This window comes from Chromohalobacter nigrandesensis (genome assembly GCF_023061285.1).
GTDB lineage: Bacteria > Pseudomonadota > Gammaproteobacteria > Pseudomonadales > Halomonadaceae > Chromohalobacter > Chromohalobacter nigrandesensis.
Genome location: NZ_JAKGAM010000012.1, coordinates 61,214 through 81,878, shown reverse-complemented (window position 1 = coordinate 81,878; position 20,665 = coordinate 61,214). Strand labels below are relative to the sequence as shown.

The 20,665-nt window shown below is 65.0% G+C and carries 20 protein-coding genes; 8 read left to right on the top strand and 12 right to left on the bottom strand.

Annotated features, from left to right (window positions below; genetic code table 11):
* Window positions 1–21: 21 nt before the first annotated feature.
* The 3 genes from L1073_RS13720 to L1073_RS13710 all read right to left on the bottom strand — a co-directional run bounded on the left by L1073_RS13720 (window position 22) and on the right by L1073_RS13710 (window position 2,017).
* Window positions 22–228 carry a dodecin gene (locus tag L1073_RS13720; protein ID WP_246900141.1) on the bottom strand — a complete coding sequence of 69 codons (207 nt, stop codon included), beginning with the start codon at window positions 226–228 and terminating at the stop codon, window positions 22–24.
* 36 nt (window positions 229–264) lie between these two features.
* A complete protein-coding gene (locus tag L1073_RS13715; RefSeq protein ID WP_246900140.1) occupies window positions 265–912 on the bottom strand; it encodes a nicotinamidase in 648 nt (215 codons plus the stop codon).
* A 202-nt stretch (window positions 913–1,114) separates the two neighbouring features.
* Window positions 1,115–2,017 (bottom strand): LysR family transcriptional regulator, encoded by a 903-nt coding sequence (locus L1073_RS13710; protein ID WP_246900138.1) that lies wholly within the window; start codon window positions 2,015–2,017, stop codon window positions 1,115–1,117.
* Between the two features lie 193 nt (window positions 2,018–2,210).
* Between L1073_RS13710 and L1073_RS13705 the strand changes: the two genes are divergently transcribed.
* On the top strand, window positions 2,211–3,377 hold the full coding sequence (locus L1073_RS13705) for an MFS transporter (RefSeq protein ID WP_246900137.1): 1,167 nt from the start codon (window positions 2,211–2,213) through the stop codon (window positions 3,375–3,377).
* Between the two features lie 118 nt (window positions 3,378–3,495).
* Here the strand turns inward: L1073_RS13705 and rsmB are convergent, their stop codons facing one another.
* The 3 genes from rsmB to def all read right to left on the bottom strand — a co-directional run bounded on the left by rsmB (window position 3,496) and on the right by def (window position 6,394).
* On the bottom strand, window positions 3,496–4,812 hold the full coding sequence (gene rsmB, locus L1073_RS13700) for a 16S rRNA (cytosine(967)-C(5))-methyltransferase RsmB (protein ID WP_246900135.1): 1,317 nt from the start codon (window positions 4,810–4,812) through the stop codon (window positions 3,496–3,498).
* A complete protein-coding gene (fmt, locus tag L1073_RS13695) occupies window positions 4,809–5,783 on the bottom strand; it encodes a methionyl-tRNA formyltransferase (RefSeq protein ID WP_246900134.1) in 975 nt (324 codons plus the stop codon). The genes rsmB and fmt overlap by 4 nt, the downstream gene beginning before the upstream one ends.
* 98 nt (window positions 5,784–5,881) lie before the next feature.
* Entirely contained in the window at window positions 5,882–6,394 is a 513-nt protein-coding gene (gene def / locus L1073_RS13690) for a peptide deformylase (RefSeq protein WP_246900131.1), read from the bottom strand.
* Window positions 6,395–6,639: 245 nt separating this feature from the next.
* Between def and L1073_RS13685 the strand changes: the two genes are divergently transcribed.
* The 5 genes from L1073_RS13685 to aroE all read left to right on the top strand — a co-directional run bounded on the left by L1073_RS13685 (window position 6,640) and on the right by aroE (window position 11,190).
* A complete protein-coding gene (locus L1073_RS13685) occupies window positions 6,640–7,551 on the top strand; it encodes a peptidoglycan-binding protein (protein ID WP_246900129.1) in 912 nt (303 codons plus the stop codon).
* A gap of 11 nt (window positions 7,552–7,562) precedes the next feature.
* The gene (gene dprA, locus L1073_RS13680; RefSeq protein WP_246900127.1) at window positions 7,563–8,705 is read left to right on the top strand and encodes a DNA-processing protein DprA; all 1,143 of its coding nucleotides are present in this window, start codon (window positions 7,563–7,565) and stop codon (window positions 8,703–8,705) included.
* Window positions 8,706–8,804: 99 nt separating this feature from the next.
* Window positions 8,805–9,362 (top strand): L-threonylcarbamoyladenylate synthase type 1 TsaC, encoded by a 558-nt coding sequence (tsaC, locus tag L1073_RS13675; RefSeq protein WP_246900126.1) that lies wholly within the window; start codon window positions 8,805–8,807, stop codon window positions 9,360–9,362.
* Window positions 9,363–9,442: 80 nt separating this feature from the next.
* On the top strand, window positions 9,443–10,363 hold the full coding sequence (hemF, locus tag L1073_RS13670; RefSeq protein WP_246900124.1) for an oxygen-dependent coproporphyrinogen oxidase: 921 nt from the start codon (window positions 9,443–9,445) through the stop codon (window positions 10,361–10,363).
* Window positions 10,360–11,190: a shikimate dehydrogenase gene (aroE, locus tag L1073_RS13665; protein WP_246900122.1), complete on the top strand. Its 831-nt coding sequence runs from the start codon at window positions 10,360–10,362 to the stop codon at window positions 11,188–11,190. The genes hemF and aroE overlap by 4 nt, the downstream gene beginning before the upstream one ends.
* Window positions 11,191–11,262: 72 nt before the next feature.
* Here the strand turns inward: aroE and L1073_RS13660 are convergent, their stop codons facing one another.
* Complete coding sequence (locus L1073_RS13660) at window positions 11,263–12,078, bottom strand: M48 family metallopeptidase (RefSeq protein WP_246900120.1); 816 nt, start codon at window positions 12,076–12,078, stop codon at window positions 11,263–11,265.
* A gap of 123 nt (window positions 12,079–12,201) precedes the next feature.
* On the opposite strand from L1073_RS13660, the gene L1073_RS13655 reads away from it, so the two are divergent.
* Both L1073_RS13655 and L1073_RS13650 read left to right on the top strand, forming a co-directional pair.
* The gene (locus tag L1073_RS13655; RefSeq protein ID WP_246900118.1) at window positions 12,202–13,071 is read left to right on the top strand and encodes an ATP-binding protein; all 870 of its coding nucleotides are present in this window, start codon (window positions 12,202–12,204) and stop codon (window positions 13,069–13,071) included.
* Window positions 13,072–13,115: 44 nt separating this feature from the next.
* The gene (locus L1073_RS13650) at window positions 13,116–14,732 is read left to right on the top strand and encodes a diguanylate cyclase (protein ID WP_246900116.1); all 1,617 of its coding nucleotides are present in this window, start codon (window positions 13,116–13,118) and stop codon (window positions 14,730–14,732) included.
* A 6-nt stretch (window positions 14,733–14,738) separates the two neighbouring features.
* Here the strand turns inward: L1073_RS13650 and der are convergent, their stop codons facing one another.
* The 5 genes from der to ispG all read right to left on the bottom strand — a co-directional run bounded on the left by der (window position 14,739) and on the right by ispG (window position 20,660).
* Window positions 14,739–16,142 (bottom strand): ribosome biogenesis GTPase Der, encoded by a 1,404-nt coding sequence (gene der, locus L1073_RS13645; protein WP_246900115.1) that lies wholly within the window; start codon window positions 16,140–16,142, stop codon window positions 14,739–14,741.
* A gap of 191 nt (window positions 16,143–16,333) precedes the next feature.
* Complete coding sequence (gene bamB, locus L1073_RS13640) at window positions 16,334–17,497, bottom strand: outer membrane protein assembly factor BamB (RefSeq protein ID WP_246900113.1); 1,164 nt, start codon at window positions 17,495–17,497, stop codon at window positions 16,334–16,336.
* Complete coding sequence (locus L1073_RS13635) at window positions 17,497–18,156, bottom strand: YfgM family protein (RefSeq protein WP_246900112.1); 660 nt, start codon at window positions 18,154–18,156, stop codon at window positions 17,497–17,499. Before L1073_RS13635 ends, bamB begins: the two co-directional genes overlap by 1 nt.
* Window positions 18,157–18,217: 61 nt before the next feature.
* Window positions 18,218–19,504, bottom strand: coding sequence for a histidine--tRNA ligase (gene hisS, locus L1073_RS13630; RefSeq protein ID WP_246900110.1), 1,287 nt, complete (start codon window positions 19,502–19,504; stop codon window positions 18,218–18,220).
* A gap of 40 nt (window positions 19,505–19,544) precedes the next feature.
* Entirely contained in the window at window positions 19,545–20,660 is a 1,116-nt protein-coding gene (gene ispG / locus L1073_RS13625) for a flavodoxin-dependent (E)-4-hydroxy-3-methylbut-2-enyl-diphosphate synthase (RefSeq protein WP_246900109.1), read from the bottom strand.
* Between the last annotated feature and the right edge of the window lie 5 nt (window positions 20,661–20,665).

Below are 20,665 nucleotides of genomic sequence, written 5' to 3'. Positions count from 1 at the left end.
GGCGCTTGGGCACGAGCCCGGTCAGTCGAGGGAGAGGCCCACCTTGAGGGTGACCTGCCAGTGGCCTACGCGCCCGTCCTCGAGATGGCCGCGGGTGTCGGTGACCTCGAACCAGCGCATGCCGTGCAGGGTCTCGCGGGCCTTTTCGAGGGCGTTGTTCACGGCATCCTCGATACCGTGCGGCGAGCTACCTGTCAGCTCGATGTGCTTGTAGACGTGATCGCTCATGGCGTTCTCCTTGCGCTTCAAGTGCGATGGGCCGGCTCAAGCACCGATGATCTCGACGCCGAGCCGAGTGAGACGCTGCCGCGTGGCGGCGTCCGTGTCATGGGTGACCGGGCGTGTCAGCGGCCACAGAAAGCGTGTCTTGAACCCCGCGGCGACGGCATCTTCGGCGCTCCACAACACGCAGACGTCACGCGCCAGACCGCAGAGATAGACGCTGTCGACGCCACGCTCGCGCAGCCAGCCGGCGAGCCCCGTGGTGGGGCGTGTGCCATCGGGCCCTAGGTTGTTGCGAAAGGCGCTGTAGGAATCGACGCGAGGGTCGCATCCCTTGCGCACGATGAGATCCACCGGTGCCCAGTCGAGTTCGGGATGCAGGCGGGCCTCCGGCGTGTTCTGCACGCAATGGTCGGGCCACAAGGTCTGCGGTTCGCCGTACAGGTCGAGGGTATCGAAGGGCTGATAGCCCGCATGCTCGCTGGCGAAGGATATGTGTCGGGCGGGATGCCAGTCCTGGGTCGCCACAACGTGCGCGAAACGTCGCTCGTCGAGCAACTGGCTCAACCCCGGCAGGATGGCGTCGCCATCGGCGCAGGCCAACGCCCCGCCGGGCATGAAGTCACCTTGCACGTCGACGACGAGCAGGGCACAGCGCGTATCGATGGTCTCGAGGGCATTCTGCAACACGAAGGCTCCACTAACGAGGTGCAATGCCTTCAGTATCGAAGCCGCGTACGCCGCTGGCAAGTCGGCAGCGGCGTAGGCCGGCGGTTACGCCTTAGTGTTGTGCAGATGCGAGTTTCACGTAGACGTGCTTTTGCGCAGACGCGCGTAGAAAAAACCGTCGTGACCTTCGAGACGGGGCAATAGTTGGCGCAGGTGGTACTCGCTACAGCCGTTCGACCAGGAAGTCGACAAAGGTACGTACCCGCAGGGGCATGTGGGTGCCGCCGACGAAGACCGCGTGGATCTCTTCCACATCGCCTGGATTGTAGGTCTCGAGCAGTGGCACCAGTGTTCCGGCTGCGATCTCCGCCGCCACGCTGAAGGCGCCGACTCGGGCGATACCGGCCCCGGAACGGGCGAGCTGGCCCAACGTCTCGCCATTGTTGGCCTCGATCGTGCCATGCACGCTCATGGCATGGTCACCTTCGGCGTCGCGGAAGGGCCAGGTTGGTTCGGCGCGGCGGAAATTGAAATTGAGACAGTTGTGGGCGTGCAGGTCCCCCGGCACTCGCGGCGTGCCATGCCGAGCCAGATATGCCGGTGAGGCGACGATCACGCGGCGGTTGTTGCCCAGACGGCGAGCATTGAGCGAGCTGTCCGGCAGAAGCCCGAAGCGAATGCCGACATCGGCCTCGCCGGCGGCGATGTCTACTACGGTATCGGTCAGGTTGATATCCACCAAAATCTCCGGGTAGCGCGCGCTGAACTCGCCCAGTAATGGCACCACGCAGAGGCGCCCGTGGGAGAGCGAGGCGCTGACTCGCAATCGTCCCCGCGGTGCACCCAGATCGGCGATCGCCTGCTCGGCTTCGTCGAGATCGGTGAGAATGCGCCGCGCTGCCTGCAGATAAGCGTTGCCTTCCGCAGTGATGGTGAGATCCCGGGTGGAGCGCAGTAACAGGCGCACGCCGAGTCGCGCTTCGATTCGGTCGACCGTGCGGCTCACCGCCGAAGGGGTTAGACCGAGCTGTCGCCCCGCCGCCGAGAAGCTGCCCGCCGATGCTACCGCCACGAACACCTCCAGTGCCCGGGTTCGATCGTTCGGCGAGAGTGCCTTTGCATCCATATCAAAACTCCTTGGCCCCGTAGGCGGCTACACACGGTCGAGAATGGCTTTTACCTTTGCCTAAACATCAATCAAGGAAAGCCGACATGCAACATTCTCGCTTGCGCGTTTCGCCGATTCATGAGGTCTCCGGGGCCGAATTCGCGCGTTCTTTGCGCGACACGTCCACTCGACTGAACAGGAGGGGCGCGGCATGAAACTCAATCCTCCTCTTCTGGCGCTGGCCACTGGCGCCTTTGCCATTGGCGTCTCCGAATTCTCGCCAATGGGCCTGCTGCCGATGATCGCCAGCGACCTCGGTGTCTCGATTCCCTACGCAGGGTTGCTGATCAGCGCCTACGCCATCGGCGTGATGCTGGGGGCGCCGCTGATGACGTTGACCACCGGCTGGATGCGGCGGCGCACGCTGCTTATCGGTCTCTCCGCCATCTTCACCCTAGGCAATCTGCTCGCGGCGCTGGCGCCGAACTACGCCATGCTGCTCATCGCGCGGCTTGCTACCTCGCTTAATCATGGCGCCTTTTTCGGTGTCGGCGCGGTGGTCGCCGCTAGTCTAGTGCCGCCCGGGCGCGGGGCGAGCGCGGTGGCGGCCATGTTCACCGGACTGACTGTGGCCACTGTGGTGGGAGTGCCGCTGGCGACCTGGGCGGGCGAGCAGTTAGGCTGGCGCGCGCCTTTCTGGGCCATCACCGCGCTCGGGTTGAGCACCATGGTGGCACTGCGGCTGACGCTGCCCGACCGTCCAGCCCCGGCTGGTGGCGGGGCATTGGCGGAGCTCAAGGTGTTGGGTCGGGCCCCGGTACTGACGGCACTGGCGCTCACCGTACTCGGGGCCAGTGCGATGTTCACAGTCTACACCTACATCGTGCCGATTCTGCAGGTTGAAACCGGCGCTTCGATCGGCTTGGTGACCATACTGCTGGTGGTCTATGGCCTGGGGCTGACGGTCGGCAACTGGGTGGGGGGACGCGCAGCGGATCGCTCGGTGGATCGCACGCTGATCGTAACGCTGGCGGGCTTGAGTCTGGTGCTGATCGCCCTGGCGCTATTGATGCCGTTCAGCGTGCCGACGAGCGTGTTGATCTTTCTATGGGGTGTGGCCAGCTTCGCCATCGTGCCGCCGCTGCAGGTACGGGTGATCGCCGCCGCCGGCGACGCACCTAACCTGGCCTCGGCGGTCAATATCGGCGCCTTCAATCTCGGCAATGCGGTGGGCGCGGCCTTGGGGGGGGCGGTCATCGCGGCTGGACTGGGCTATCCTGCGGTGCCAGCGGCGGGTGCGGTGATGTCCGCGCTGGCATTGATGGCGGTGTTGCTCGCCGCCCGAGAGCGTGGCGGTGAAGCTGCGGCGTGCGGGTAGGCGTGTAGCGGTGAAACCCATTGCAGTGGGGTGGTGTGGAAGAACACCGCGCCGCTGCGCTTCTTCTGGAGGCTCGGAGCGCTGTCGGCGAATGCCGGTCAGTGCTGTCGATTGGGTCTCAGACGCCCGCTTTCTGCAGACGCGCGTAGAAGAAACCGTCGTGACCTTCGATGCGCGGTAGCAACTGGCGCCCGGCGCCGGCGGGGCGACCCCAGTCGACATCGAGCTCGTCGGCACTGGCATCCGGCGTGCGCGCGAGGAAGGCCGCGATTTGATCCATGTTCTCTTCGGGCATCACCGAGCAGGTGGCGTAGAGCAACGTGCCGCCGGGGGCGAGAGTCGTCCACAGCGTGTCGAGCAGGCGCGCCTGCAGCGCGGCGAGTTCGCGGATATCGCGGGGGCGGCGCAGGCGCTTGATGTCCGGATGGCGGCGTATGACCCCGGTGCCCGAACAGGGCGCATCGAGCAGTACGGCATCGAAGGCCTGGCCATCCCACCAGTCGAGACGGCTGGCATCGGCGGTCAAGGTAGTGGCCTCGAGCCCCAGACGCGCCAGCGTAGCGTCGACGCGGGCGAGCCGTTCAGCGTCGCTGTCCAGGGCGGTGAGCGCGAGATCGAAGGCTTCGAGAAGATGCGCGGTCTTGCCGCCGGGGGCGCTGCAGGCATCCAGCACGCGAGCCCCGGGCGTCGTGGACAAGGCCGGTTCGAGCAGCGGTGCGGTCAGTTGCGCGGCTTCGTCCTGCACGCTCACCGCGCCTTCTTCGAAGCCGGGCAGGGCGCGCACATCGCAGGCTTCATGCAGGGTCACGCCCTCCGCCGCGTATGGCGTAGGATCGGCGGCCAGGCCGGCGTCGCGTAGGCGGGCCAGGTACGCCTCGCGATCCCCATGGCGGCGATTGACCCGCAGCGTCATGGGGCCAGGCTGGTTGTTGGCCTCGGCCAGTTCGCGCCAGTCGTCGGGCCAGGCCTCGCGCCAACGCGTGAGCATCCATTCGGGATGCAACAGCGCGATGCTGGGGTCGCGGTCGACCTGCTCTTGAAGTGCCTGAGTATCGCGCTGAAAGCGGCGCAGGCAGCCATTGAGAACGCGCGTGGCCCAGCCCTTGCCCAGCGCGCGGGCAGCGCCGGCGGTTTCGCCCACGGCGGCGTGCGCGGGCACACGCATATACAAGAGCTGATAGAGGCCGAGCAGCAACAGCGCCTGGACGTCCTGATCGCGGCGCTTGAAGGACTGACGCAGCAGGAGCTTGGACAGCGCCTCGAGGCGCGGCAGCGTGCGGCAGACACCGAAGCACAGCGCCTTGGCGAGGCCACGGTCACGCCCCTCGATCCCGGCGGATTCCAGGGTGCTATCCAGGGCGTTCAGCGAGCCCTTGCCGTCGAGCACGGGGGCCAGGGCGGAGGCGCAGACGGCGCGAATGTCGGGGGTACTCATGAGTTGGTCTCCTGACCCAGTCGCTGTCCCGCTGCGAAACGCTCGCCACGGGCATTGAGCAGATCGCGCACCGCGAGCGGCTTGCCGCTGGGCAACTGGGCGCGAGTGATGTGCAGCACCTGGGTGCCGTCGGGGCCGCAGGCGATGCGCAGGGCATCCGCAGCGCTCTCCAGCAGCGTGCCGGGGGTCGCAGCGGTACCGCTTTCGGTGCCGGACTCGGCCAGCCACAGACGTAGCGGCTCGCCGGCGAGACGCGTCCAGGCCACCGGCCAGGGATTGAAGGCGCGCACGCGGGCGGCGAGTTCGGCGGCAGGGCGCGTGAAATCGAGCTCGGCCTCGGCCTTGCTGAGCTTGGTGGCGTAGGTGACGCCCTCCGCCGGTTGAGGCGTGGCGGTCAGCCCGGTGTCTGCCAGGGCATCGAGCGCCTCGACGATGGCCTTTCCGCCCAACGCGGCAAGGCGGTCGTGCAGCTCGCCGCCGGTGGTCGTCGCGGTGATCGGCGTGTCGCGTACCAGCAGCATATCGCCGGTATCGAGGCCGGCATCCATCTGCATGATGGTCACCCCGCTTCGCGTGTCGCCGGCTTCAATGGCGCGCTGAATGGGCGCCGCGCCGCGCCAACGGGGCAACAACGAAGCATGCACGTTGAGGCATCCCAGGCGCGGGATATCGAGCACCGCTTGCGGGAGTATCAAGCCATAGGCGACGACGACCAGCACGTCGGCGTCGCAGTCGGCGAGTGCCTGCCGGGCGGCGGCGTCCTTGAGCGTGGTGGGCTGATGGACGGGGAGATCGTGTTCGAGCGCCAGCGTCTTGACCGGGCTGGGCGTGAGCTTGCGCCCGCGTCCCGCGCCACGGTCGGGCTGGGTATGCACCGAGACCACCTCATGGCGGCTTTCGAGCAGCGCCGCGAGGCTGGCGGCAGCGAAATCGGGCGTACCGGCGAATGCGACGCGCAGGGATTGGGACATCGGGCGGACTTCCGTAACGGCTTGCGTGTTCGTTCAATACCACGGGCCGGCGAGTGCCGGCCCGTTTGGCGAGTGCTAGGCGAGAGAGAGGCGTGGCCTCAGGCGTCCTGCATGGTCTTGTGGCGTTTCTGCATCTTTTTCATGATTCGATCACGCTTGAGCGGCGAGAGATAGTCGACGAACAGCGTGCCTTCGAGATGATCGCACTCATGCTGGATGCAGTGCGCGAGCAGGCCGTCGGCCTCCAGCTCGTAGGGTGTGCCATCGCGATCCAGTGCCTTGAGCGACACCCGCAATGCGCGCGGTACCTCGGCGTAATGGTCGGGGATCGACAGGCAGCCTTCCTGCATGGGCTCGCGCTCGTCGCCCAGCGGGGTGTATTGGGGATTGATCAGTACGCGGGGTTGCGAGCGATCACTGCTGACGTCCATGACGATGACGCGGCGATGCACGTCGACCTGGGTCGCAGCCAGGCCGATGCCTTCGGCGTCGTACATGGTGTCGAGCATGTCGTCGACCAGCGTACGGATCTCGTCGTCGACGGTCTCGACGGGCGCCGCCTTGTTGCGCAGGCGCCTATCGGGAAATTCGAGAATGGTCAGCTTGGCCATGGCGTTAAGAAAACCGTTATGCTGTCACGTGAAATTTGTCCGCTAGTGTAATGCGCCGCCGGCGGGAACGGAACCGAAAGGGCGCCGATGTCCCCCGATAGCGAACGGCTATGCGGAGCGCTGCCAGTAGCGTGAAGCGGGCGGCGGAACATATGAAAAGTATAGCAGTGCGGCCTGACGCATGCCGAGGGCTGAAAGCATCGGCTGGCATGCCAACGTGCGAGCAATCAGAAGAAGAGACGATCATGCAGGCAGGATATGGCGGGAGCGCTGCTGGGTGGCGGCGCGGCGGTAGACTGTTGGGGCTCGGGCTGGCGCTGGTGGGCGTTGTCGGCACGGTATCCATCGCTGAGGGGCGCGATGAACCACAGGAGGTCGTGCATCTGTCCCCACGTGTGCGTGAAGTGCCGCCGAGCGAGGCGGCTCCTGCCATCAAGCGCCAGACGGTAGCCCCCTTCCTGAATGAATATCGCTTCATCGACTCTCGCGCCACGCTGGACGATACGCCCTACGTCGTCGCGGGCGAAGAGGGGCATCAGTTGATCGGCAGCGGCGACCGCATTTATGTCCGTGCAGGAGAGGAAGCCGCGCGCTCGCATGACGTACGGCGTGTCATCTATCGTCCTGGCACGGTCTATCACGACCCGCAAAGCGAGGCGCTTCTGGGCATCGAGCTGCGCGCCGTGGGCGAGGCCCGTTGGGTGAGGCGCGAAGGCGATCTGGATATCTTCGAAGTGCGCAAGGCACGTCAGGAAATACGCCCCGGCGATCGCCTGCTGCCATATCGCGAAGAACCCCTCTCACTGGCGTTTGCTCCGCGTATTCCCGAGCATGCCGTCGATGGCCAGATTCTGGGCGTGCCCGAAGGCGTGAACTATGTCGGCCGGCACACCATCGTGGCGCTCGATTTGGGACGTACGCAGGGCATCACGCTAGGTACCGTATTGGCCCTGGATGCCGCGCCGACGCAGGTGAACGACCCGCTCGAGGGCGACACAGTGTCTCTGGCGGGTGAGCCCGGCGGTCTGGCGATGGTATTCGAGAGCTTCGCGCGGGTCAGCTACGCGCTGGTCATGGAAGCCTCGCGGCCGCTGGAAGTGGGCGATGGCGTAAGCACGCCCAAGCGAAGTGTGTTGACGTCATTGAAAGCACGGTGAGGAAGGCGCGCATGATGACAGCGAGAGAATGGTGTGCCCTGGCGCACCTGCCGAAACTCGGCGCGCGGCGTCTGGCGGTCATCCGCCGTGAGCTGGTCGCGCAAGGCTTGGCCGATGACTGGCCCGAGGCCTGGCTGGCGGCGATACCCGCCGGACCGCGCGACACGCTGCGGCACTGGCTGGATCACCCGGCAAAGAGCCCTTTGGAGGCGCCGGTTGCGGCGGCCTTGGCGTGGGAAGCGAGCCAGCCAGCGCATCATCTCTTGTATCCCGGCCATCCGGCCTGGCCCGCCTTGCTCGATGAAATCGTCGATCCGCCGGCGCTGTTATGGGCCAAGGGCGACTTGGCTGCCCTCGACCTGCCGGGCTTGGCCATGGTCGGCACACGGCGCCCGACCCGTGAAGGCAGCGACAACGCGGCCTTCTTCTCCCGTGAACTCGTGGAGGCGGGCTTCGGCATCGTCAGCGGCATGGCGCTGGGGGTCGACGGCGTGGCCCAGCGCGCGGCGCTGGATGCCGGCGGGCGTAGCGTGGCGGTGCTCGGCTGCGGCGTGGATGTGATCTACCCGCCTCGCCATGCCGGCTTGTATCGCCGCCTACTCGACGAAGGCGGCCTGCTGCTCTCCGAGCATCCCGCCGAGACGCGGGCGCATGCACGCTATTTTCCGCGCCGCAACCGCATCATCACCGGGCTGTCGCTGGGCGTGCTGGTGGTCGAGGCGGCCGAAAAGAGCGGTTCGCTGGTCAGCGCGCGCCTGGCGATGGAACAGAACCGCGAGGTCTTCGCGATTCCCGGCTCGCTGCACAACGTGCAGGCGCGCGGCAATTTAGGGCTGATCCGCGACGGCGCCTGCCTGGTGCTTGGACGCGACGATATTCTCGAGCAGCTCGGTCATTGGCAGGCGTTGAATGCGGCGCCGTCCGAGGCCGATACTGCGGCGGCGCCGGCGCGTGCAGAGCCACCGACGCCCTCCGATGTGCCCCCCCAGGATCCGTTACTGGCGCTGTTGGACACGGCCCCCACGCCGCTCGACGTACTGGTCGAGCGCAGCGAGCTGGACGTCGGCGGTTGCCAGATGCGCCTGCTGGAACTGGAACTCGCCGGCCAGGCCGCGCAGGTGAGTGGGGGGTGGGTGCGCCGCGCCACGCGCTAGGCCTAGGCCTAGGCCTGCGACAGCGTGGCGCGGCGTCTTCCCCCGCGTGCGTGATAAGATGACTGCATCTTGTATTGCCGTGAAGCGAAACCTCTCGCCATGTCAGAGACCTTCGACACTCTCAGTCACGCCGTGGCGGCATTGCGCCGCGGCGCCCTCGTGGCTTATCCCACCGAAGCGGTGTGGGGGCTGGGCTGCGATCCCGATGACGATGCCGCCCTGGGGCGGTTGATCGAACTCAAGCAGCGCGACCCCGCCAAGGGATTGATTCTGATCGCCGGGTCGGTGTCGCAACTGGCGCCCTGGCTGGAAGGGCTCGATGAGGCGCAGCGCGCGCGTCTGGCAGCTCTCCAAACGGTGCCCACCACCTGGCTGGTGCCCGACAACGGCCGTGCGCGTCCGTTGTTGCGCGGCGAGCACGCCACCTTGGCGGTACGCGTCAGTGATCATCCCTTGGTACAGGCGCTGTGCGACGCCTTCGGCGGTCCGCTGGTCTCGACCTCGGCCAATCGCGCCGGCGAGCCACCCGCGATGAGCGCCGACGATATCCGGGCGACTTTCGGTGAGGCGGTGACGCGCGTCGACGGGGCGCTGGGCGGATACGCGCGGCCGAGCACGATCCGTGATCTGGCAAGCGGCGAGGTCCTGCGCGATTGAGGCGTGCCGGTGTGTCGTATGCCTGGCGTCATAGCCGGGCGCTACATGATCAAACCAACCGATAATCCGAGGAGCGTGACGTGGCACACCCCCATCTCGACAAGGTGAAGGAGTATCTACTCGACTTGCAGGAACGTCTCTGTGAAGGCTTGGCCGCCGAAGATGGCGAGCACTTTCGCGAAGACAGCTGGACGCGCGAGTCGGGCGGTGGCGGTCGCTCGCGGGTGATCGAGAACGGTAACGTGTTCGAGAAGGGCGGGGTCAATTTCTCGCATGTCTTCGGCGAACGCCTGCCGGCCTCTGCCTCGGCCGCGCGGCCTGAACTGGCCGGACGCAGCTTCCACGCGGTGGGGGTGTCCTGGGTGCTGCACCCGCATAACCCGCACGTGCCCACCGCGCATGGCAATGTGCGCTTCTTCATCGCCGAGAAAGACGATGCCGATCCCGTCTGGTGGTTCGGCGGCGGTTTCGACCTGACGCCGTTCTATCCGGTGTTCGAGGACGTGGTCCACTGGCACCGCGTAGCCCGCGATACCTGCGCGCCTTTCGGCGACGAGGTGTATCCGCGCTTCAAACAATGGTGCGACGATTATTTTAAGCTTCATCATCGCGGCGAAACGCGCGGCGTCGGCGGGTTGTTCTTCGACGATCTCAACGAGTGGGACTTCGAGCGCTGCTTCGCGTTTCAGCAGGCGGTGGGCGATGCCTTCCTCGAGGCTTATATGCCCATTGTGCAGCGGCGTCGTGAGACGCCTTACGGCGAGCGCGAACGCGACTTCCAGGCGTTCCGGCGCGGGCGTTACGTCGAGTTCAATCTGGTCTGGGATCGCGGCACCCTGTTCGGGCTGCAAAGCGGTGGGCGCACCGAGTCGATCCTGATGTCGATGCCGCCGCTGGCCCAGTGGCAGTATTGCTGGACGCCCGAACCGGGCAGCGATGAGGCCCGCCTGGGCGATGAATTTCTGCACCCGCGTGAATGGCTCGAGGAGGCCGAGGCATGAGCGATCGTTATTGTGTTTTCGGGCATCCCGTCGGGCACTCGCGCTCGCCGCGTATCCATGCGCTGTTCGCCGAGCAGTGTGGGCAGGCCATGAGTTACGAGGCCATCGAGGCGCCGCGCGAGGACTTCGCGGGCGCCTGGCAGGCCTTCGTGGCCGCTGGCGGATGTGGCGCCAATGTCACCGTGCCGTTCAAGGAGGAGGGGTATCGCGTGGCGGATGTGCTCAGCCAGCGTGCTCGCCGGGCCGGGGCCGTCAATACGCTGATACATGGCCGCGACGGGCGCACCTATGCCGATACCACCGATGGCGTGGGGTTGGTGCGTGATCTCGAGGCGCACGGCGTGACGCTCGACGACGCGCGGATTCTCGTGCTCGGCGCGGGCGGGGCCGTGCGTGGCGTGCTCGATCCGTTGCTGGCGGCAGGACCACGAGCATTACACATCGCCAACCGTACGGCCGAGAAAGCCGTCAGCCTGGCCGCCGACTTTCACCCGCAAGAACGTGGGCAGCATCAAGCGCGCGTGACGGGTAGCGGTTATGACGCCTTGGAAGGATCCTTCGATGTGGTCATCAACGGCACCAGTGCCTCGCTGGGCGGCGAGCTGCCGCCCCTGCCGGAGACGCTATTGGCGGCTGAGGGTGTAGCCTACGATATGATGTACGCCGCCGATCCGACCGTCTTCTTGCAATGGGCGAGCGCGCGTGGCGCGCGCACGATCGATGGTCTGGGCATGTTGGTCGAGCAGGCCGCCGAGTCGTTCTTTTTGTGGCGGCACGTGCGCCCCGACACCGCGCCAGTACGCGATACGCTACGCCGCGAGCTGTGACGGCCGTGCGCTACCGGCCCGTGTACGCAGACGCCGCCTTTCAGAGGCGGCGTCTCGCTTTTCAGAAGGCGATCAGCGTTGACAATTGGGGCGCTTGCCGTCGGCCTGGGCCTGTTCGTATAGCGGGGTGGCTTCGTCCAGACGATCTCGCAAGCCTTGAATGCGTGACTGGTTGCTGGGGTGGGTAGAGAGCCACTCCGGCGGCGCGCCCTGGCTTTGCGAGGCCATGTTCTGCCATAGATTGATGCTGGCACTGGGATTGAAGCCGGCTTCCGCCATCAAGTCCAGGCCGATCTGGTCGGCTTCCGACTCATGCTTGCGCGAGAAGGGCAGGATCACGCCATACTGGGCGCCTGCGCCGAGAAGCCCCATGAGCTGCTCGCCGGCGGCGCCTTCGAGTCCCGCAGCCGATTGCAGGATCGAGAGCCCGGTCTGCGTGGCGGCTTGTGTCGAGACGCGCTCGTTGGCGTGATGCGCGAGGACGTGGCCCACCTCGTGACCGATGACGGCGGCCAGTTGATCCTGGTTCTCGGCGACATCCAGCAAGCCGCTATTGACCCCGATGTAGCCTCCGGGCAGCGCGAAGGCGTTGGCCGAGTCATCCTCGAAGACCTTGACCTCCCAGTCATCGACCTGCGCATCGGCAGGCACTTCGGCGGTGATGGCATCGGCCACGCACTGCACGTAGTCATGCTTGGCGCCGCCGACCTCGGGTAACTCCTTCTGGTACTCGGTGAAGCTTTGCTGCCCCATCTGCTCGAGCTCATCGTTGGAAAACAGGGCCAACTGGTTCCGACCCAGGGGCGAAGTGCTGCAGGCGGCAAGTGTGAGGCCGACCATGGCGATGGCGAGCGGCGTGCGTAGGCGAGACGGCAACGTCCTTTGCATGAGAATCTCCTGATGGGTTCTGGACCCGGCAACCAAACGGCTCCAAGATACCCTGATGCCCCGTTGGGTCAACCAGCGATATACAGGCGGAGTTCTGGAATCAACAGTGATAGGAGGATAAGGATGGACGCCGAGCTAGCGCAACGCTTGCACAAGGTGCTGGATCGGGTCGAGGCATGGTTGCCGCCGGAACCCGCGGCTGTCGATTGGTCGCGTGACGCGGCGGCGATCTGGCAGCGTAACGCGTTGGGCGGTCAATTGATTCCGGTGGCCGCGCGCGATGACGTCGGCATGGACGATCTGGTCGGTGTCGAGCGCCAGAAGACGGCGCTGCTGAACAACACGCGCGCCTTCCTGCACGGGCGCCCGGCGAATCATGCGCTGCTCTGGGGTGCACGCGGCAGTGGCAAGTCGTCGATGGTGCGGGCCTTGCTCAACACGCTGGCGCCAGACGGGCTGCGCTTGATTCAGGTCGACCGCCACGACCTGGTCGGTCTGCCAGGGTTGGTGCAGCGGCTGCGCGGCTCGACGCATCGCTTCATCGTGTACTGCGACGATCTCTCCTTCGAAGGCCACGACGACGCTTATAAAGCCCTCAAGAGCGTGCTCGATGGTACCTTGACCGGCCCGCCCGAGAACGTATTGCTGTATGCGACGTCCAACCGTCGCCACTTGTTGCCCGAGTCGCTCGCCGACAATCAGGACACGCGGTTGGTCGACGGCGAACTCCATCATGGCGACGCCGTGGAGGAGCGCATCTCGCTCTCCGACCGTTTCGGGCTGTGGCTGGCCTTTCATCCTTTCAATCAGGATGCGTATCTGACGGCGTGCCGGCATTGGGTACACTACCTGGGTGGCGATGCCGCCTGGAGCGATGCGGCTCGCGAGGACGCGGTGCGCTTTGCCACCCTGCGCGGGGTGAGAAGCGGACGTGCCGCCTGGCAGTTTGCCTGCCAGTGGGTGGGTGCGATGCATGAGGCGCAAGAGTCGTAATATTCAGTGCTGCGAGGCGTACATACGGTCAGGGAGAGAGCGATATGCAAGACAGCGAACGCAGTCGGCGCCTCGAGGCATTACGCGCGCAATACGTCGAGAGATTGCATGACGACGTGCAGGCGGTGATGGCGCAAGTCGAGGAGATGAGTACCCGCGAAAATGCGGCGGCGGCGGTGGAACTGGAGACGGTCTGCGAGGCTCTGCAACGTATCGCGGATTCCGCCGGCAGCTTCGGCTATGACGCCTTGAGCGACACATGCGCGGAGGTGGCATGCCAGGTCCGCCAGTGGCTTGATGGAGAAGTGCTGCCCGCCCCGTATACGCTGGCGGCGCTGCAATCGCGCCTGCAACACGGAGCACAGCAACTGCCCAATCTCGAGGAACTGCTCCCCGCACATGCCGCGCCGGGCCAGCGAGGTGCCGCGGCGGTGCGTGTTGCCCTACTCGGCGATGAGCCGCAACGGCGAAGCGAGCTGGGCGAGGCCTTGAGCGCGTTGGGATATGAATGTCATGGGTACGCCATGTGCGACGTCGAGGCCCTCATGGCATGGTGCCCCGAGGCTGTATTGATCGACGAACGTAGCGTGCCGCGTTCTCGTTGGAGCGTCTGGTGGGTCGAATGGCCCTCTTCGCCGCACCTGCTGGTCTTTGGCGATGAGGACGATTTTACGGCACGACTCTCGGCGATTCGTCATGGTGCGGTGGGGTATTTCGTTCCTCCTCTGGACGCTTCGTCGATCGGCAAGTGTCTGGATCGCCTGGTGTCCAGCCCTACACCGGAACCGCTGCGCGTGCTGATCGTCGATGACGATATCGAGTTGGCCGAACATTACCATCTCGTGCTGGACGGCGCGGGGATCGATTCATGGATGGTCAACGTGCCGGCCGAGACGCTGGTCGCACTGCGCGATTATCGTCCCGATCTGGCCTTGGTGGACACGCGCTTGCCCACCTGCACGGGACGTGAAATGGCCCGTGTAATGCGCCTCGACGATGCCTGGCGGGACTTGCCCGTGGTGTATCTGGCGGCCGGCGATGACGTGCGCGAGCAGGCCCTGACGCGTAGCGGCGATGTTTTTCTCGGCAAGCCGGTGGATGACGACGCCCTGGTGGCCACGGTCTTGTCACATGCCCATCGCGCGCGTGACTCGCGGCGTTGGGTAGCGCGCGATGGCTTGACCGGCGTGCTCGCCCACGCCGCCTTGCAGGAGTTGCTGGAAGTTGAATTCGCCCGCGCGCAGCGTAGCGGTACGCCGACGAGCCTGGCGCTGATCGATATCGATCATGTGGGGGCGTTGAATGCCCTCCATGGGTATGCCAGCGGCGACGACGTGATCCGCCTTCTGGCAGAACACCTGACGCAGCAGCTACGTTTCATCGACCATGTGGGACGTTACGTCGACGGGGCATTTTGTGTGGTGTTGCCGCACTGCAGTCCCGAGGATGCACAGCGCGCGATCGAGCGCATACGCCTGCAGTTCCAATCGCAGACGCAAACGCTCAACGGCTGCAGCGATATCGATGTGACGTTTTCCGCTGGGGTGGCGGGCCTGCACGATGCATCCAGCGTCGAGGCGGGGCTCGACGCCGTCGATCAAAGGCTCTACCGCGCCAAGCTGGCAGGGCGCAATCGTGTGCTTGGGGATGGCGATGCGTGACGCGCCTCAACGGCGATTCTTGCGCGCCTCACGCGTGCGGTTCAGTTCGCGTTTCTTGGCTTTCTCGCGGTCGCTGGCGCCGGCGTTGTCGTCGTAGGGGTTGTCGCCCGAGCGGAATTCGAAGCGCATCGGCGTGCCGCGTACCTTGAGCACCTTGCGGAAGGTATTGATCAGATAGCGCTTGTACGCCTCGGGCAGTGAGCCGGTCTGATTGCCGTGGACCACGATGATGGGCGGGTTACTGCCGCCCTGGTGGGCCATGCGCAACTTGATGCGGCGGCCGTGGACCAGCGGCGGCTGATGCTCGCTCACCGCATCCTGCAACAGGGTGGTCAGGCGATTGGTCGACCAGTGACTGTTGGCCGAGTCGAAGGCCCGCGTGATGGAGGGGTAAAGATCGCCCACCGCTGTGCCGTGCAGCGCGGAGATAAAGTGCATCTCGGCATAATCGGCGAAGCCCAGGCGACGTTTGACCTCCGTGCGCATCTTGTCCTTCGCCTCTTGCTCGAGGCCATCCCATTTGTTGACCGCCAGTACCAGCGCGCGCCCGCTGCTCAAGACATAGTCGAGCAGGTGCAAGTCCTGTTCGACCAGGCCGCTACGCGCGTCGAGCACCATGACCGCCACATGGCAGTCCTTGATGGCTTCGAGTGTCTTGATGATCGAGAACTTCTCGGTGGTTTCCTTGACGTTCTTGCGTCGCCGCACGCCGGCGGTGTCGACCAGCACATAGGGTTTGCCACGTCGTTCGAAGGGGATCTCGATGGCATCGCGCGTGGTGCCGGCCTCGTCGAAGACGACGACGCGTTCTTCGCCCAGCAGACGGTTGACCAATGTCGATTTACCGACATTGGGACGCCCGATGATTCCGATGCGAATGCCGTTGCTGATATCCGGCGGCGCGGCGTTGGCCTCGCGCGGGGGAAAGGGCTCCAGTACCTCATCGATCAAGGCGGTGACGTTGCGCCCATGCGCGGCAGCAATCGGATGCGGGTCGCCCAGGCCGAGCTGCCAGAAGTCCGCCGAAGCCGAGTGCTCTTCGAGGCCGTCGGTCTTGTTGACGACTAGCCAGGTCTTCTTCTGATTGACGCGCAGATGATTGGCGATGGCCTCGTCGGCGGCGCTGAGACCGCTACGCCCGTCGACCATGAACAGCACGATGTCGGCTTCGTCGATGGCCAGCAGCGACTGCTCGGCCATGGCGGCATCGATGCCTTCTTCATTGCCGCTGATGCCGCCGGTGTCGATGACCGTGTAGGTCTTGTCGCCGAGTACGCCGTTGCCGTACTTGCGGTCACGGGTAAGGCCGGCATAGTCGGCGACCAGCGCGTCGCGCGTGCGGGTCAGGCGATTGAAGAGGGTCGATTTGCCGACATTGGGTCGGCCTACCAGGGCGATGACAGGATTCATGTTGTCTCGTAAACCGGCGCACAAAAGCGTTGAGTGAAGCTGGACATGCGACGTAGTCGCTTCAAGGAAGGCATGACGCAGGCGTCATGCTGGCGTGGCGTGATTCTAGCATTGCTGATCGGTAAGGGCCCACAAATGAGGCGGGCACCCCGATGTGAGGTGCCCGCTGACAAGCCATGAGGGCGAGCCGCTCAATCGCTTTTTTCGTCGATATCGTAGGCCGCCAGTTCGCCGTCGTTGGCGAGGGTGTAAAGGCGCTTGTCGTCGGCCAGCAACGGCAGGCTGATGCCATCGCCGCCGAGTTCCGTGCGACCTACGACTTCCCCATCGCTGGCGTTGAGCAGATGGACATAACCCTGATAGTCACCCAGCGCCAGCTTGCCGTCGACGAAGGTGGGCGCGGTCAAGTCGCGGCCTTCTAGGGCGTCGGATTCCCACAGCACGCTGCCACTATCGACGTCGAGCGCCAGGACATGGCTGGCTTCGTTGACGGTGAAGAGGTAATTGCCGACGCGCAGCGGAGTCAGATAACTGGACTCGTCGCGTGACCAGAGGACTTCGCCGCTGGTGGCTTCCAGCGCCATGACGCGGCCGTTGTAGCTGGTCACGAACAGGCGGCCGTCCTGAGACAGTACTGGCTGACCGTCGAGATCGACGAGCTGTTCCACTTCGGTGCGCCCCTGCGGCACGGCGACGCGCATGTCCCACAGCGGTTGGCCGCTACGGTTGTCGAGTGTCACCAGACGGCCATTGGAGAAGCCGACGAATGAAACCGGCTCGATGACACGCGGCGTTCCCGTGCCGTGCAGGGTCAGCGAAGGCTGGCTGCTGCTATAGGTCCATTCTTCTTCCCCGGAGGCGCGATCCAGGGCGGTCACCGTGCCGTCGACACTCTGCACCACGACCAGATTGCTGTTGACCTGGGGGGTGGCCAATACTTCGCTGGAGACCCTGGAACGCCAGGCTTCGCTGCCGTCCTCGCGGTCGATGGCGACGACGGAGCCGTTGCGCGTGCCAGCGTACAAATTCGTGCCATCGCGGGACATGCCGCTGGACAGCGGGGTGTCGAAGCGTACTTCCCATTGGGTGTCGCCGTTATCGGCGTCGAGCGCGCGCAACAGGCCGCTTTCATCGGCGGCATAGAGAGTGCCGTCGGCGAGCAGGGGCATCAGGGGATAACGTGCCCGTCCCAGGCCGTCGCCGACGGAGGTGGACCAACGCTCGTCGAATGTCGCCGAGGCTGAGAAGTCCTTGAGTTCCTTGGGCGGATACTGCGGCTCGACGTCGCCGGCACAGCCTACCAGCAAGGTGGACAGGGTAAGCGCGGCCGGTAACAGTAAATGGTTCAATTTCATCAGCTGGCGTCCTCTACACCGAGATTGTCTAGCTTGAGCCGCACGCCGGAAAGCGATTGATCCTGCTCTTCGGCGCGGGCGAGCGCGTCCTGATAGGCCTGACGCGCCTCATCGGGTTGGTCTACAGCGGCGTGGGCATCGCCGCTGATCTCGGCGGCTTGCGCCTCGAGCGTGGTGGGGATCTCGCCCTCGAGCGTGGTCAGGGCGCCTTCGGCGTTGTCCAGGGCGATCTGCACGCGTGCCAGGTTGAGGCGCGCGAGACCGCTGAGATAAGCATGTTCGCTGCCATCGATGAAGGACGACAGTGTATCGCGGGCACCTTCCAGGTCATCGGCGTCGACCGCCAGGCGGGCACGCATCAACTCGGCAAGCTCGGCGTACAGGGTGCCGCCATGCTCGCTTTCCAAGCCATCGATCATGCTCGTGGCCTGTTCGCGTTGCGCATCACTCATCTGCGGTTGCTGCATCAGCATCGTGAGCTGCTGGTAGCGTTGCGAGGCTGCCTCCGCTTGAGAGGTCTGGTAATCCTGCCAGGCATGCCAGGCGAAAACGCCAGCGCCGGCCAACACGATGCCGGCGATGATCGCCATGCCGTACTCTTTCCACCAGCGCTTGAGCGTCTCAAGCTGTTCATCTTCGCTAGTAATAAGCTCCGCCACGGGCGGTCTCCTTCAATGGCTGTGCGTACGAAACGGCGCTTCGTTGTTCAAGCTTTGTCCTTCAAGCCTCCGCGAGAAGCGTCTGGAGACGCGCCGTGAGCGCATCGAGGGCCACGCTTTCTTGATCGCGATCTTCACGCAGGAATTTGATCCCTACTTGACCGCTGGCCAGCTCATCCTCGCCGAGTAACAGTGCCATGCGGGCCCCGCTCTTGTCGGCTTTCTTGATCTGGCTCTTGAAACTGCCACCGCCGCAATGCAGTTGCAGATGCATGCCAGGCAGCGCGGTACGCAGGCGTTCGCTCAGCAGCATCGCTTCGCGAATGGCGGCATCGCCCACGGCCGTCAGGTAGACATCGGTGCGCGGTCGCGCGGTCTCGGGGATCAGATCGAGCGTTTCGAGCAACAGGATCAGGCGCTCGACGCCCATGGCAAACCCTACGCCGGGCGTGGGCTTGCCGCCGAGCTGTTCGACGAGATCGTCGTAGCGACCGCCGGCACAGACCGTGCCCTGGCTGCCCAGCGCCTGGGTGGTCCACTCGAACACGGTTCGACTGTAATAGTCCAGCCCCCGCACCAGCCGCGGGTTGATGATGTAATCGATGCCGGCGGCCTCGAGCATGGCGGTGAGCTCGGCGAAGTGAACACGCGATTCTTCGTCGAGGTGATCCATCAAGCGCGGCGCGTCGGCGAGCATCGCCGCCATATCGGGATTCTTGGAGTCCAGGATGCGCAGCGGGTTGGTACTCAGACGGCGCCGGGAATCCTCGTCGAGGACATCGGCATGCGCCTCGAAGTAGGCGACCAGCGCATCGCGGTAGGCGGCTCGGGCTTCGTTGGAGCCCAGCGAGTTGAGTTCCAACTGGACGTGGGGCATCAAGCCGAGCGCTTCCCACAGCCGCGCGCTGAGCAGGATCATCTCGACATCGATGTCCGGCCCGTGCATGCCGTAGGCTTCCACGCCGACCTGGTGGAACTGGCGATAGCGTCCTTTTTGCGGGCGCTCGTGGCGGAACATCGGGCCCTGGTACCACAGGCGCTGGGTCTGGTTGTAAAGCAGACCGTTCTCCAACGCCGCACGCACGCAACTGGCGGTGCCTTCGGGACGCAGCGTGAGGCTATCGCCGTTACGATCCTCGAAGGTGTACATCTCCTTCTCGACGATATCGGTCACTTCGCCGATCGAACGCTTGAAAAGCGTCGTCTGCTCGATGATGGGCGTGCGGATTTCGCTATACCCATAGCGCTGCATGAGATGCTGGATCTGACGCTCGAAGTATTGCCAAACAGGCGACTGCTCCGGTAGCAGATCGTTCATGCCACGGATGGCCTGGATCTTGTTGCTCAATGCTGACTCCTGAACCGGTACGGGGCGCGCGAGCGGCGCATTATGCCTCGCGGGCGATGGTATCGCGTTCGCGGGCCTCTTTTTCGCGGACCTTATCGCGGATCAGCGCTTCCAGGTCGTCGACCAAGTGGTCGTTGCGAAGCTTGCTGGCCGGCTTGCCGTCGATGTAGACAAGGTTGGCCGGATCGCCGCCGGTAAGGCCGATATCGCTTTCCTTGGCCTCGCCGGGGCCATTGACCACGCAGCCGATAACCGAGACATCGAGCGGCGTCATGATGTCGTCGAGGCGTTCCTCGAGGGCGTTCATGGTGCCGATGACGTCGAAATTCTGGCGCGAGCAACTCGGACAGGCGACGAAGTTGATGCCTTTGGAGCGCAGGCGCAGGCTCTTGAGCATGTCGTAGCCGACCTTGATTTCCTCGACGGGATCGGCCGCCAGCGAGACGCGGATGGTGTCGCCGATGCCTTCCATCAACAGCATGCCCAGTCCGATCGAGGACTTCACGGTACCCGAGCGCAAGCCACCGGCCTCGGTGATGCCCAGGTGCAGAGGCTGGTCGATACGCTGCGCGAGCTGGCGATAGGCAGCCACCGCCATGAACACGTCGGAAGCCTTGACGCTGACCTTGAAGTCCTGGAAGTCGAGGCGGTCGAGATGCTCGATATGCCGCATGGCGGATTCGACCAGCGCTTCTGGCGTCGGTTCGCCGTATTTTTTCTGCAGATCCTTTTCCAGCGATCCGGCGTTGACGCCGATGCGGATTGGAATGCCATGTTCGCGGGCGGCATCGACCACCGCACGCACGCGGTCTTCGCGGCCGATGTTGCCGGGATTGATGCGCAGGCAGTCGACGCCCAGTTCCGCCACGCGCAGGGCGATCCGGTAGTCGAAGTGAATATCGGCAACCAGGGGGACCGCGACCTCGCGCTTGATCTGGCCGAAGGCCTCGGCGGCCTCCATGGTGGGCACCGAGACGCGCACGATGTCCGCTCCCGCAGCCTCGAGCTGGCGGATCTGCGCCACAGTGGCGGCGACGTCCAGGGTGTCGGTGTTGGTCATGCTTTGAACGGCGATGGGCGCGCCACCACCGACGGGGACATTCCCGACATGAATCTGGCGTGACTTGCGTCGTTGAATCGGAGATTGCATATGCATGGGCG

What these genes read in the sequence shown, in the direction of transcription:
- aroE (WP_246900122.1), top strand. Translation starts at nt 10,360, where the DNA reads ATGAGCGATCGTTATTGTGTTTTCGGGCATCCCGTCGGGCACTCGCGC.
- der (WP_246900115.1), bottom strand. Translation starts at nt 16,142, where the DNA reads ATGAATCCTGTCATCGCCCTGGTAGGCCGACCCAATGTCGGCAAATCG.
- bamB (WP_246900113.1), bottom strand. Translation starts at nt 17,497, where the DNA reads ATGAAATTGAACCATTTACTGTTACCGGCCGCGCTTACCCTGTCCACC.
- L1073_RS13720 (WP_246900141.1), bottom strand. Translation starts at nt 228, where the DNA reads ATGAGCGATCACGTCTACAAGCACATCGAGCTGACAGGTAGCTCGCCG.
- def (WP_246900131.1), bottom strand. Translation starts at nt 6,394, where the DNA reads ATGGCCAAGCTGACCATTCTCGAATTTCCCGATAGGCGCCTGCGCAAC.
- dprA (WP_246900127.1), top strand. Translation starts at nt 7,563, where the DNA reads ATGATGACAGCGAGAGAATGGTGTGCCCTGGCGCACCTGCCGAAACTC.
- L1073_RS13710 (WP_246900138.1), bottom strand. Translation starts at nt 2,017, where the DNA reads ATGGATGCAAAGGCACTCTCGCCGAACGATCGAACCCGGGCACTGGAG.
- rsmB (WP_246900135.1), bottom strand. Translation starts at nt 4,812, where the DNA reads ATGAGTACCCCCGACATTCGCGCCGTCTGCGCCTCCGCCCTGGCCCCC.
- L1073_RS13655 (WP_246900118.1), top strand. Translation starts at nt 12,202, where the DNA reads ATGGACGCCGAGCTAGCGCAACGCTTGCACAAGGTGCTGGATCGGGTC.
- L1073_RS13650 (WP_246900116.1), top strand. Translation starts at nt 13,116, where the DNA reads ATGCAAGACAGCGAACGCAGTCGGCGCCTCGAGGCATTACGCGCGCAA.
- L1073_RS13685 (WP_246900129.1), top strand. Translation starts at nt 6,640, where the DNA reads ATGCAGGCAGGATATGGCGGGAGCGCTGCTGGGTGGCGGCGCGGCGGT.
- tsaC (WP_246900126.1), top strand. Translation starts at nt 8,805, where the DNA reads ATGTCAGAGACCTTCGACACTCTCAGTCACGCCGTGGCGGCATTGCGC.
- L1073_RS13660 (WP_246900120.1), bottom strand. Translation starts at nt 12,078, where the DNA reads ATGCAAAGGACGTTGCCGTCTCGCCTACGCACGCCGCTCGCCATCGCC.
- ispG (WP_246900109.1), bottom strand. Translation starts at nt 20,660, where the DNA reads ATGCATATGCAATCTCCGATTCAACGACGCAAGTCACGCCAGATTCAT.
- fmt (WP_246900134.1), bottom strand. Translation starts at nt 5,783, where the DNA reads ATGTCCCAATCCCTGCGCGTCGCATTCGCCGGTACGCCCGATTTCGCT.
- L1073_RS13705 (WP_246900137.1), top strand. Translation starts at nt 2,211, where the DNA reads ATGAAACTCAATCCTCCTCTTCTGGCGCTGGCCACTGGCGCCTTTGCC.